The sequence below is a fragment of the Parafrankia sp. EAN1pec genome (genome assembly GCF_000018005.1).
GTDB classification, from domain to species: domain Bacteria; phylum Actinomycetota; class Actinomycetes; order Frankiales; family Frankiaceae; genus Parafrankia; species Parafrankia soli.
Window position 1 is genome coordinate 3,788,728 of sequence record NC_009921.1, and the last position, 12,551, is coordinate 3,801,278.

The following is a 12,551-nucleotide window of genomic DNA, read 5'->3' on the forward strand; positions in this document are numbered from 1 at the left end:
TGATCCGTCCAGGCATTGCTCTCACCACTCGGGGCAGGGGGCCCCGGGCCCGCACGCATCCGGCGTAGTGACAGGCGGCGTGCTCCTCTTTTCCACCACCGTTCGTTCCGGAAGGCGTCATGGGGAACTCCACTGTCACGACAGCCGCCGCCACGCCGACCGCCGCGCGGTACGCGGGCACCCGCGTGAACCGGGTCGAGGACCCGCGGCTGCTTACCGGCCAGGGCACCTATGTCGACGATGTCAAGCGGCCGGGGATGCTGCACGCGTGCTTTGTACGCAGCCCGTTCGCCCGCGCGCGCATCATCGGCATCGACGCGTCGTCGGCGTTGGAGCTCGAGGGCGTGCACGCCGTGTTCGTGGCCGAGGATCTCAACCCGGGCGTCCACGAGCACTGGTTCGGGATCATCGGTCGCGACGTCCCGGACACCCCGCGGCCGGCGCTGGCCCAGGACGAGGTCCGCTTCGTCGGCGACCCGGTGGCCCTCGTCATCGCGGAGGACCGCTACATCGCGGAGGACGCGGTTGAGCTGGTGGAGGTGGATTACGACCCGCTGCCTCCGGTCGCCTCCTACATCAGCGCCCAGGAGTCGACCGAGCTCGTGCACGAGGCCTACCAGAACAACCGGGCCGGACTACTCAAAGGCGGCGACCAGGGGCGGGTCGACGAGGCGTGCGCCGGCGCGGCGTTCGTCGTCGAGGAGACGATCTACCAGCAGGGGTACGCGCCCGTCCCGATGGAGACCCGCGGGATCGTCGTGGAGTGGTCGGGTGGCGAGCTCACGATCTGGGCGGCGTCCCAGGCCCCCCATGAGCTGCGGGCCTTCGCCGCGCGGTACCTCGGCCTGCCGGAGAACCGGGTTCGCGTGATCATGCGGGACGCGGGCGGGGGCTTCGGGCAGAAGGTCAACCCGATGCGCGAGGACATGTGCATGCTGCTCGCCGCCCGGAAGGTTCCCGCGGCGCTGAAGTGGATCGAGGACCGGCGCGAGAACCTCATGGCCGCGAACTCGGCCCGCCACGAGCACGGTGCCGCCCGTCTCGCGTTCGACGCGGAGGGCAGGATCGTCGCGGCGCAGATCGACCATGTCCAGGACGTGGGTTCCTACCCCACACCGTGGCCGGTGGGTACCGCGGTGGCGGTCTGCATGATGTTCCCCGGGCCGTACCGCATCCCGGTCGCGGCGTGGTCGTCGGCGTCGGTGTTCTCGAACACGCTGGGTCGTGGCGCCTACCGGGGGCCGTGGCAGTACGAGTCGGTCGCTCGCGAGGTACTGCTGGACGTCGCCGCGCGCCGGATGGGCCTCGACCCGGTCGAGCTGCGCCGGCGCAACTTCCTGGCCCGCGCGGACCTGCCGTACGTGAACCCGTGCGGCATGCCGTACGACCACATGTCCCCGCGTGAGGTGTTCGAGAAGGCACTGGAGCACTTCGACTACGACGCGTTCCGCCGTGAGCAGGCCGAGGCCAGGGCGAACGGCCGGTACATCGGTATCGGGACGTGCAGCTACGTGGAGCCCACCACGACCGGGATGTCCTTCTACGCGACCGAGGGCGCCACGATCCGCATCGAGCCGAGTGGCACGGTCAACGTGTACCTCGCTGGCGGATCGACGGGCAACAGCCTGGAGACCACCGCCGTACAGATCGCGGCCGACGCGCTGGGTGTCGACATCAGGGACGTCAACACGATCCAGGGAGACACCGCCGTCACGCCCTTCGGCGGGGGCACCGGCGGCAGTCGCAGCGGTTCGATGATCGCCGGGGCGGTCGGAGTCACCGCGGGCGAACTACGCGAGCGCATCATCGCCATCGCGGCGCACCGTCTGGAGGCGGCGGCCGAGGACATCGAGCTCGCGGACGGGCGGGCCAATGTGCGTGGTACCCCCTCGATCGGCATGTCGCTCGCCGAGATCGCGAATGTCGCGTATTTCGATCCCGCCGGGCTGCCGCCCGGTGTGCAGCCCGGATTGGAAGTCAGCGGCCGGTATCAGGCGCAGGCGCCGATGCTGTGGGCCAACGCCACGCACATCTGTACCTGCGAGGTGGACACGGAGACCGGGGTCGTGACCTTCCTTCGGTACCTCGTCAGCGAGGACTGCGGCCCGCGGATCAACCCGAGCATCGTCGAGGGCCAGGTCGACGGTGGAACCGTGCAGGGCATCGGCGGGGCTCTCTACGAGGACCTGGCCTATGACGAGGACGGCAACCCGGTCGCGACGACGTTCATCGACTACCTGTTGCCGACCATCGCCGAGATGCCGCTCATCGAGCACGTGCACCTCGAGACCCCGGGACCGGGGCCGGGCGGCTACAAAGGCGCCGGTGAGGGCGGCGCGATCGGCGCGCCCCCGGCAGTCATCAACGCGGTCGCCGACGCGCTCGCGCCGTTCGGGGTCTCCATCACCCACCTTCCGCTCACGCCCGCGACGATTGTCGCGCTTCTCGACGAGGGGAAGTCCGGCCAGGAGGACCAGCAGCCTCACTGAAGACAGTTCGTCCCCGGGCGCGTCCACCGCGCCCGGGCCGACGGACCACGGCCGCAGCCGTGGTCCGAGGCCTCCGGGGCGGGCCCTACAGATCGCCGTGGTGGATGGGGCCGGAGACATCACTCAGCCGGACACCGGTGCCACCCCACCGGGCCGCGATGATCTCGGCGGCTATGGAGATCGCGGTCTCCTCCGGAGTGCGGCCGCCGATGTCGAGGCCGATGGGCGCGTGCAGCCGGGCGAGTTCGTCGTCGGTGAAGCCCAGTTCCTTGAGACGCATGATTCGGTCGTCGTTCGTACGCCGGGAACCCATGGCGCCGAGGTATGCGAGCGGCGTCCGCAGCGCGATCTCCAGCAACGGGATGTCGAACTTCGGATCGTGTGTCAGGACGCAGATCACTGTGCGTTCGTTGACGTCGGTGCGGGTCAGGTACCGGTGCGGCCACTCCACGACGACCTCGTCCGCCTCCGGGAATCGCTTCCTGGTCGCGAACGTCGCACGCGCGTCGCAGACCGTCACCCGATAGCCGAGGAAGGATCCCACCCGGGCCACCGCGGCGGCGAAGTCGATCGCACCGAACACGATCATCCGCGGGCGCGGCGCGTAGGAGGCGACGAATACGGCGATGTCGGTGCCGCGGCGCTCGCCGTGTGGCCCGTAGCGCAGAATCGTGGTGGCACCGCGTTCGAGCAGGCCGCGAGCGTCGTCGCGCACGGCGGCGTCGAGGCGGGACGTGCCGAGTGATCCCGTGACCGAGTCGGGCCGGATGACGAGCCGGGCCCCGACGGGACTGCTCGTCGCGCCGCTGATCAGGGTGACGACCGCCACCGGGCGCCCGGCCCGGATTTCGGTGACGACATCCCCGAATTCCGGGAATGTCCGGCGGCTCACGGGCTCGACGAAGACCTCGATGGTCCCCCCACAGGTGAGGCCCACGGAGAAGGCGTCGTCATCGCTGACGCCGTAGCGCCGCAGCACCGGCACCAGGGTCGAGCGGCTGTGGCCGGCGAGCTCGTAGACGTCACCTTCGACGCATCCCCCGGACACGCTGCCCGCGGCTGTGCCGTCGGGGCCGACGACCATGGCGGCGCCGGGCTGACGGGGCGCCGACTTCCACGTCCCGACCACGGTGGCCACACCCGCCGTGTCGCCGGCCCTCCACCACCGTTCGATGTCGTCGAGTACGTCATGCATGGAAGATCACCTCGGCCGGTTTCCGGAATGCGTCGAAGGTGTGCCCGGCGAGCAGGTCGTCGATGTGGGGGAGGGCCGCCGCCATTCCCGGCGCGGTCGGGGAAAAGCCCTCCCGTCCGCCACCCGGCGCGCCTCCGTCCGCGTGGCGTCGAGGTGGGTCACCGCCTCCGCCATCGCGGCGAGCCGGCTGGTGCCGGCGGTGACACCCCGCACCCGCAGGGCCCGAGCGCGCCCCGCAGCCGACCCGCCGGCCCTTGCGGTCTCGTGCCTTCGCCCAGGTCCTCGACCCGAGCAGAATCAGTCCGTGCTGAACGGGCCGGGCCTGGTCAAGGTACGGCGATCGGCGACGATCTGTACCAGCTAGGAAACGGGGACCTGATCAAGGCTGTCGCGCCATGCCTTGGTCGTCCAGTACAGGTTGTCAGGGTCCTCGATGAACTCGGTGTAGACGCCGATCTCGGCGTAGGTGTCGATGAAGGAGACCCGGACGCTGCCGAACCGGCCGGACATCGTCTCGGCGAAACCCAGGCTCTCGGCGGCCGCGACGGACTCCGCGAGGTTGGCGACCATGAGGCCGTAGTGGTGCGGGCCGGCCCCGTGCTCGGCGAGGAACTCGTGCTGGATGGTGGTGCCCGCGAGCGGCTGCATGAGCTCGACCTGCATGTTGCCGGCTCGAGCGTAGCCGAGCGAGAGTCCGCCCGAGACCCGCTCGCCACGCAGGTTCCATTTCTGCTCCATGCGGAACTCGGCGAACTCGCCGCAGCCGAGAGTCTCCTGCATGGCCTTCTTCGCCTGTTCGATGTCGGCGACAACCCAGGCGGTCTGGAAGACGCTCGCTCCGAAGCGGCCGAGCAGCGCGCTGATGTCCTTTGCGGTCACTGGATGCTCCTAGCCGCCGCACGGACGGTCTGGATGTTCCTCTGCCTGCCGGCGTAGCGGCGGAGGCGCCCGGACAGGCTCGCGCGGATCAGATTGTCGGTGGAGTCGGGGTGAACCGGCGGTGCTGAGCTCATTGCGCCAGCAATCCCGGGATCTCGGGGTCGGGCACGAGGCCGAGGGTGTGCGTGAACGAGCCGACGGTCTCGTAGCAGCCGATCGTGAAGATGATGTCGAGTAGCTGCTTCTCGTCGAGCCGCTCCGCGAGCTGCTCCCACGTGTGGGTCGAGATGCTGCCCCCTTCGATCAGTTCGTCGACCGCGCACAGCAGGGCCCGATCCAGCGGGTCGAGGAACGGAGCCGCGGGGCCGAAGACGATCTGCCCGATCTCCTGCTGGGTCAGGCCCGCCTCGCGGGCGGCGAACAGATGGTGCGCCCACAGGTAGGTGAACTGACGGCGCGCCGCGACCCGCAGGGCAAGAATTTCCACCTGGCGCGCGGTGAGTGTGCTTCCGAAAAGCACATGCCCGTTGAAGTGGAAGAAGGCATGGGCAAGATCGGGATGACGGGCGAAGTAGGAGAGAACGTCGCGTCCCGACGGCCGGTTCGAGAGTTCGGGCTGAGGCTTGCCGTGTGTCCTCGGGTCGATCTGCGCCAGCGCCTCGAGCATCCCGGATGACCACGCTCTCGGCTGCAGCGGGTCGATACGTGGCATCAGCTCTCCTTTAGGTGTCGGCCCCGGGCGCAGGCCCGAACCGTGCTCTGTGTCAGCGTCCGTGGCATCCGGCGTCACGCCCCTTGCTGGTGGTTGCTCCGCGCATCCGCGCTGGTTTCCTGGAGTGATGAACGTGCGGATCGTCAGCCGATCGTCCGGCCCCCGTTGACGCCGAGAACCTGGCCGGTGACGAAGCTCGTCTCGTCGCGTACCAGGTAGGCGCACGCCGCGGCGATGTCCTCCGCCCGGCCCACCCGTCGTACCGGCGTCGTCCGTACGTGGATGTCGACGCCGTCGCCCAGGAAGCCGGCTTCGCTGCTGCTGCGCAGCGTGGGTGTGTCGATGAAGCTCGGCGGGATGGCGTTGACGGTTATGCCCTTGGGCCCGAGCTCCTTCGCCAGCGATCGGGTGAGTCCGATGACCCCGGCCTTGGTGGCTGCGTAGTGCGACTGCAGTGCATTACCGGTCTGGCCGGCGGAGGAAGCGATGTTCACGATGCGCCCCCAGCCGGCCTCCACCATGTCCGGGACGACCGCCTGACAGCAGTCGAACGTGCCGCGCATGTTCACCGCGAACACCCGATCGTAGGACTCCCTGCTGATTTTCAGGAAGCGCTCGAACGGCGAGATGCCTGCGTTGTTCACGAGGATCGTCGCGGGGCCCAACAGCGTGCGCACCTCGGAGACCGCCTCCTCGATCCGTGACCGATCCGCGACATCGACCGTGAGAGCGACCGCCCGCCCACCTGCTTCCTCGATCGCGACTGCCGCCGCCTTTGCCGTGGCGCCGTCGAGGTCCCACACGGCTACCGATGCGCCTTCGGCCGCCAGCCGCCTGCTGATCGCCAGCCCGATGCCCGAGCCACCGCCGGTGACGATGGCGGTCCGGGATTCCTCCCACGCCGGAAACGGATTCATGCTGAACGACCGTACAGACGGTGGGGCTCGGTAGCAAGAGAATCCTTGGGTGCTCTGCTGGTCCGTCGCGCGTCGAGGCCGGCTTCCCTGTCGCGCGGTGGCCGCGCCGGCCGAGGGCCTCGCGCCGTATATGGCCGCCCGCACGGCCGGCCGCCCGCACGGCCGGCCGTGCGGGCCGAGGGTGAGTCTCGGGGCGGGTGTGCGGGTGTGCGGGTGTGCGGGCGTCGCAGGGTGGAGGGAGCGCCCTGCCCGCGCGGGTGGAGCGGCGTCGGCCCGCTACGCGCACGCCGGTCGCGGTTGGGTGTTCGCAGTTTTTGACGTCTGACCGATGTCTGTATTGAACGTCCGTTTATCGTCGCGTCGACGATGCGTGCCTGCGAGGGTGCGGCAGGCGCTGTGACCTACGTCGCGCAACGACGGGCGTTCCAGCATGCTGAACGGTCGTTAATATGTCGGGTCGGCCCAGATGTGGCGCCTTGGGGAGCGTGTCGGCCGATGATCTCCGGAATTTAAGAGTGACGTCGGAGCTGGCGCATCGACACTCCCTGCCGATCGCGGTCGCCGTACGGGTGAAATGGAGAGGCGTCAAATGTGTTTGCCGGCTTGATGCGGGCTGCTGCTACCATCTCGCCAAAATCTGTCAGATCGTCTCGCGGGCGACTTCGTGGGCCGACCAGTAGGTCGAGATTGGGTCAGCCGGGCGCGCCGGGATCGTTGCTTCGCGTTACGACAGGGGGAAAATGAAGTGCGTCAGCGATTTTTGTCCGTTTTGCTGGGAATGACGGTCGTGGTCGCGGCGGCCACGTTAGGTGCCTGCTCCGGCGCGGAGGGCCAGGCCGCCGTGGGTGGGGCCTGTGTCGGTCCGGGTGTGTCCGCCGGTGAGGTGCGGATCGGTCTGGTGTACTCCGATTCGGGTGCCGGGCATGAGGCGTTCTCGGCGGCGCGGGCGGGTGTGGAGGGGCGGCTCGGTCTGGCGAACGAGGCGGGTGGTGTCCACGGGCGTCAGGTCCGCTACGAATGGCGTGACGACGAGGCGTCGCCGTCGACGAACGCCGAGGTGGCCAAGGATCTGGTTCGTGACGGGTCGGTGTTCGGGCTGCTGATGATCACGACGTCGAGTAGTGGCTCGATCGACGAGCTGGGGTCGCAGGGTGTCCCGGTCGTGGGGCTGGCGGATCCCACCTGGGCCGAGCACCCGAACATGTTCTCGCACAACTACGGGACCTCACCGCAGACCGTCGGCCGGTACATCCAGGCCGCGGGCGGAACGAAGGTCGCGATCGTCACCACAGGCAACGCGGCGTACACGATGACCTACGCCGGGCAGTACGCGGCCGGCATCGAATCGGCGGGGCTCGCCACGGTCGCGACGATTCCCTATTCCAGCGGCGGTGACAGTCAGATCCGAATCGCCCAGCAGATCGCCGCGAGCGGCGCCGACGCGCTGATCGGCCTGACCACCCCCGACGACTTCGCCCGGGTCATGGACGGCGTGCGCACAGCGCGGCTCAACCTCAAGGCCAGCGTCTCGCTCGCCGGCTATGACCGCGCGAACCTCGCCACGTTGGGCCCGGCGCTGGCCGGTGTGTCGTTCCCGGTCTACTTCCGCCCCTTCGAGGCCGGTGGTGCCGCGATCGAGCGCTACCAGGCGGCCATGGTGAAGTTCGCCCCCGAGGTCGTCCTCCCCGAACAGCAGTTCTCCATGTACGCCTACATCGACACCGATCTGCTGCTGCGTGGACTCGAACTCGCCGGCCCCTGCCCCACCCGGCAGGGCTTCATCGAGGCTCTCCGCAAGGTGACCGACTACGACGCCGGCGGTCTGATCGAGCCCGTCAACCTCGCCACCAACCCCCATCAGCTCCTCGAATGCAACGCCTTCGTGCAGATCGACCAGACCGGCTCGGCGTTCCAGGTCACCCGGGAACGCCTCTGCGCCAACAGCACGGGGAGTTAGCGGCGCTCGTGCCGCGGGGTCGCCTTCGTTCTCGGTCATGGCCGGTCCCGGTGCAGAGTTGTGGGACCGGTCGGCGACACCTGCGGCCCCGACCGGACGGCGTCGACAACGATGTCGAGCAGGTGGCTGGAGCGGGCGGCGTCCTCGTCGCCGCGGTCAGCGCGCCAGAGGAAGCTGACGAGCAGCAGCAGGTCCTCGGCGTCGACATCGGCACGGATCTGCCCCGCGGCCTGCCCCGTCCGCAGCATGAGGTCGGAGGCGTCCACGACCGGTTGATAGCCCTCCGCGCACAGTTGCGCGGCGGAGGAGGCGAGCAGGGCCTGTCCGAGGCCGGCGAAGTTCTGCCCGCAGGCAGCCAGGATGTCGAGCCATCTGCGGAGAGCGACCAGCGGCGGATGCGTCGCCGCCAGCTGTGCGGGCGCGTCGATCAGCGTCTGGACGCGGCGCCGGTGAACAGCCAGGACGAGCGCCTCCCGGGTGGGAAAGTGACGGTACAAAGTGCCCTGTCCGACGCCGGCCAGTCGGGCGATCGTGTGCATCGACGCGTCCTCGGACTCTTCGAACGCGGCGCGGGCGGCGTCGAGGATGCGTGCCCGGTTCTGCTCCGCGTCCGCGCGCCGCATGGGAGGGTGCCCGCCGGTGGTTGGCCGCTCGGTCATGGTCTTCCGTCCTACGGTCGGCCCGCCCTTCGATAAGCGGACAACTGTCCGGTATGGTCTCCGGCGATAGCGGACAGTTGTCCGCTGCGTCGACTCTAGCGGCGCCCGCCGCCCAGCCTGGCGCACGGCGAGCGGCGTCCTTCCTCGAGGGGATATGACATGGCCGGCATGCGGGACTCGGTGGCTGTCGTCACCGGAGGTACGGCGGGCATCGGCTTCGCCGTCGCTCAGGAACTCGTCGCGCGTGAGGCGAGGGTGGTCATCACCGGCCGTCGTCAGCAGCAGCTTGACGACGCGGTCGCCGCCCTGGGCGAGCGTGCCTCGGGGGTACGCGCCGACGTCGCGAGCTCGGCGGAAATGGATGCCGTGTTCGCGTACGTGAGTGAGCGGCACGGTCGCCTCGACACGGTCGTCGCGAACGCCGGCATGGGTCGTCACGCCGAACTCGGTGCGATCACCGACGAGGATTTCGACCAGACCTTCGCCATCAACGTGAAGGGTGTGCTGCACAGCGTGCAGAAGGCGTTTCCGCTGATGCGCCCGGGCGGGACGATCACAGTGATCGCCTCGACCGCCACCATCCGTGGCTCCTTCGGCCTGAGCCTCTACGGTGGTTCCAAGGCGGCGGTTCGGAACTTCGTACGCTCCTGGATCCAGGAGACCGCGGGATCAGGGATCAGGATCAACGTCATCAGCCCCGGTGCCGTCGACACAGAGGCTCTGCGTGAGGCGCTGGCCGGCGCGGTCGGATCCGACGGGGTGGAAGCTCAGCTGGCGGCGATCGGATCCTCGAGCCCACTGGGGCGCATCGCACAGCCCAAGGAGATCGCCGCGGCCGCGGTCTTCCTCGCCAGTGCGGAGGCGAGCTACATCCATGGCGCCGAGCTCTTCGTCGACGGCGGCACCGCCCAGGTCTGACTACAGGGTGGCTGCCACCGCGGGAGGGCGCCCCGCGCCAGAAGCGATCTTCGGGCCGATGGTCCGTCGCCGGCCCGAGGCGTGGGTTGACCGCCGTGGCTTCGGTGCGCTTGCGGCCGGCGGGGACGCCTGGTCGCGCCATCGCCCCGGTTGGGTGCCGACCGGACGTGTACGAGGTGACCGCGACCGGCGCGGGGACGACCCCCGGTGTTCCGTGCCATATCCGCCGACATGCCTGCCGTCGACGCTAAACGTCCGTTTAGTATTGTGTTGAGTGGATTGCTGATCGATCGTTTAGCGTCGTGTGGAGTTGGAGCGGCGGGTGCTGCATCAGGATGGGGTGAGTGAGCGCTGCTGACGACGGCGATCCGGCTACGGCTGACCGCCGCGCGAAGTGGCTGGCCGCCGGGGTCGACTGGCGGCGTGGACCCTGTGCGGGCTGGTCCCCAGGACGGTTGACCGAGGTCCTCGGTGGGCTCCTCCTGGTCCGGAAGGCCGATGTATCCATGATCATGATCCGGTGGCGCGTCCGTCGCGCTGCACCTCGCCGAGAACTGTCCGATCCTCTGCCGACGGCGCAGTGATCTGGCGGAACCCGCGAAGGGCGCCCACGGCGAGGTTCTCCGTAAATAACTCGGCGAGGTCACGGCGGTGCAGATGCAGGCCCGCACCGGACGCCGACTCCGGCCGGTGCCTGCATTCCGATGAACCGCACACAAGCCGGTGCGAGAGCACGGACAGTATGAGGGGAAAGCATGTTCCAAAAACGTAAGCGCCTGGTCTCCGTGGCGGCGGGTGCCGCGGCGGTGCTGGTGGCGGTCGCCGCCTGCGGCGGTTCGTCGTCGGACGGCGGCAGTGACGGCAGGACCTACACGGTCGGTGTGTTGACCGACGTCACCGGCCCGGCCGCTTCCGGGAACGAGAGCAGCGTCGACGGCGTCAAGGCGGGGGTCTACTACGCCGCGCGCGAGGGCTACACGATCAAGTATGTGGTGGCCGACACGGCGACGAATCCGACCACCGCGCTTTCGGCGGCGCAGAAGCTGGTCACGCAGGATCATGTGTTTGCCGTCATCGCGGCCTCGGCCATCGCGTACTCGGCTGCTCCTTTCCTCACCGCCCAGAAGATCCCCGTGATCGGCATGCCCCAGGACGGCCCGGAGTGGAACACGGCGCCGAACATGTTCCCGATCACCGGTCCCTACCCGACCGGTGATGTCACCACGACGATGGGCGAGATCTTCAAGAAGCTGGGCGCGACCAACGTCGCCTCGCTCGCGTACGCCGTCTCACCGGGCTCCCAGGTCGCCGCGGGCCTCGCGGCCGAGTCCGCGAAGGAGGTTGGCCTCAAGATCGGCTACCTCAACACGCAGTTCCCGTTCGGTGGCACCGACGTCGGGCCCGCGGTGCTGGCCATGAAGGAAGCCGGCATTGACGGCTTCACCGCGACGGTCGACCCGAACACGGCCTTCGCGCTGATCAAGGGCCTGCGCCAGCAGGGGGTCGACATCAAGGCGGCTCTACTGCCGACGGGCTACGGTGGGGACCTGCTCCAGGCCGGCCCTGGTGCGCTGGACGAGGCGGACGGCGTGTACTTCACGTTGCCCTACCAGCCCGTCGAGATGAAGACCGCCGCCACGAAGCAGTTCCAGGCAGACCTCAAGGAAGCCGGCATCACCGACGAACCGACATTCGCCCAGTACAACGGCTACACCTCTGTCGGCCTGCTGATCCGTGGCCTCAAGGCGGCGGGCGCCGACCCGAGCAGGGCGTCTCTCACCACGGCGCTGGAGAGCATCCACGACTGGGATGCGCTGGGCCTGTTCGACACCGGGCTTGACATCAACGCCCCCAAGATCGGTACAAACGGCAAGGGTGAGTGCCTGTACGTCGCGCAGCTCAAGGGCAGCGAGTTCGTCCCTGTCGAGGGAGTGCTTCCGGCGTGCGGGCGCATGGTCCCCGGAAGGCAGGTCAAGCCCGCGGCCTGACCTGGCGACCGGGATGCCGACGGGCCCTGGCTCGCGCTTGCGGGCAGGGGGCCCGTCGGCTGTGGCCACTGCGGGACGGCGGGGGCCAGTTCAGGAATCGTCGCGGGTGCCGGGAGCGTCGCCCTCGGCCCGCCGAAGCAGGCGTTCCACGAGTTCCCGCGTTTCGTCGTGGCCGTCGTTGAGCCCCAGCATGCCTTCGGCAACGAAACCACGGGAGACCACGCCGATCAGGAAGAGCAGTGTGGCGGGCGGGACTTCGTTCGGGTCGATGCCATAGTCCGGCAGCCGGCTGGCGAGGAGTTCGGCCTGCTGGCGGCGGAACCGCCTCGAGTACTCGGCGATCTCGTCCCGGATACTCTTGCGGTGGTTGGCGAGGGCCATGAACTCGGTGAGCAGCCCGGTGCGGCTCGGTTCGACACTGAGCTCCCACAGTGCGCGCAGCGGATGAGTTCCGGCAAACGCCTCGGTCTGCCGGGAGAGGTTCCTCTCGGCGCCGCGCCGCAGCACAGCCAGGAACAAGTCGTCCAACGTCGGGAAGTAATAATGGATCAGGGCCGGCGTGACGCCGGCCGCCTCTTGGCGACGCTGCGCGAGCTTACGGAGGCATAGCCCTCACGCAGCATCAGCCGCCCGGTGACGTTGAGTAGAAGCTCGCGGGTGTGCGAGTTGTCGGTGCCGACGCGGCGCGGGCTGACCACGCCACCATTCTGACCGAGGCGGCCACGCCGCCGCGTGGTGGCGTGGCCGAGCCGACACACGGGGACAGACACAGCTGTGGTCGAGTCGTTCCTCGGCCCCGCCGAGGAACGACTCGACCACTGATTCTGTGTGGCTCCC

General features: G+C 69.0%; 11 protein-coding genes. 4 read left to right on the forward strand and 7 right to left on the reverse strand.

Annotated elements, in window-relative coordinates:
- Positions 1-119: 119 nt before the first annotated feature.
- The gene (locus FRANEAN1_RS15580) at positions 120-2,489 is read left to right on the forward strand and encodes a xanthine dehydrogenase family protein molybdopterin-binding subunit (protein WP_020460760.1); all 2,370 of its coding nucleotides are present in this window, start codon (positions 120-122) and stop codon (positions 2,487-2,489) included.
- Positions 2,490-2,574: 85 nt separating this feature from the next.
- On the opposite strand, the gene FRANEAN1_RS15585 is transcribed toward FRANEAN1_RS15580, so the two are convergent.
- From FRANEAN1_RS15585 to fabG, 4 genes are all read right to left on the reverse strand, one after another.
- Positions 2,575-3,684: an XdhC/CoxI family protein gene (locus FRANEAN1_RS15585; protein WP_020460761.1), complete on the reverse strand. Its 1,110-nt coding sequence runs from the start codon at positions 3,682-3,684 to the stop codon at positions 2,575-2,577.
- 360 nt (positions 3,685-4,044) lie between these two features.
- A complete protein-coding gene (locus FRANEAN1_RS15590; RefSeq protein ID WP_020460762.1) occupies positions 4,045-4,563 on the reverse strand; it encodes a VOC family protein in 519 nt (172 codons plus the stop codon).
- Positions 4,564-4,693: 130 nt separating this feature from the next.
- On the reverse strand, positions 4,694-5,275 hold the full coding sequence (locus tag FRANEAN1_RS15595) for a carboxymuconolactone decarboxylase family protein (RefSeq protein ID WP_020460763.1): 582 nt from the start codon (positions 5,273-5,275) through the stop codon (positions 4,694-4,696).
- 143 nt (positions 5,276-5,418) lie between these two features.
- Positions 5,419-6,192 carry a 3-oxoacyl-ACP reductase FabG gene (gene fabG, locus FRANEAN1_RS15600; protein ID WP_020460764.1) on the reverse strand — a complete coding sequence of 258 codons (774 nt, stop codon included), beginning with the start codon at positions 6,190-6,192 and terminating at the stop codon, positions 5,419-5,421.
- Between the two features lie 778 nt (positions 6,193-6,970).
- Here fabG and FRANEAN1_RS15605 point away from each other — a divergent pair.
- Complete coding sequence (locus FRANEAN1_RS15605; protein WP_041254223.1) at positions 6,971-8,149, forward strand: ABC transporter substrate-binding protein; 1,179 nt, start codon at positions 6,971-6,973, stop codon at positions 8,147-8,149.
- A 35-nt stretch (positions 8,150-8,184) separates the two neighbouring features.
- Here FRANEAN1_RS15605 and FRANEAN1_RS15610 read toward each other — a convergent pair whose 3' ends face one another.
- Entirely contained in the window at positions 8,185-8,808 is a 624-nt protein-coding gene (locus FRANEAN1_RS15610) for a TetR/AcrR family transcriptional regulator (protein WP_020460766.1), read from the reverse strand.
- Between the two features lie 159 nt (positions 8,809-8,967).
- On the opposite strand from FRANEAN1_RS15610, the gene FRANEAN1_RS15615 reads away from it, so the two are divergent.
- Positions 8,968-9,726 (forward strand): SDR family oxidoreductase, encoded by a 759-nt coding sequence (locus FRANEAN1_RS15615; RefSeq protein WP_020460767.1) that lies wholly within the window; start codon positions 8,968-8,970, stop codon positions 9,724-9,726.
- Between the two features lie 755 nt (positions 9,727-10,481).
- Positions 10,482-11,714 (forward strand): ABC transporter substrate-binding protein, encoded by a 1,233-nt coding sequence (locus FRANEAN1_RS15620; RefSeq protein ID WP_020460768.1) that lies wholly within the window; start codon positions 10,482-10,484, stop codon positions 11,712-11,714.
- A 90-nt stretch (positions 11,715-11,804) separates the two neighbouring features.
- Here FRANEAN1_RS15620 and FRANEAN1_RS15625 read toward each other — a convergent pair whose 3' ends face one another.
- On the reverse strand, positions 11,805-12,242 hold the full coding sequence (locus FRANEAN1_RS15625; RefSeq protein WP_020460769.1) for a hypothetical protein: 438 nt from the start codon (positions 12,240-12,242) through the stop codon (positions 11,805-11,807).
- A gap of 20 nt (positions 12,243-12,262) precedes the next feature.
- Positions 12,263-12,412, reverse strand: coding sequence for a hypothetical protein (locus tag FRANEAN1_RS43475; protein WP_347177159.1), 150 nt, complete (start codon positions 12,410-12,412; stop codon positions 12,263-12,265).
- Between the last annotated feature and the right edge of the window lie 139 nt (positions 12,413-12,551).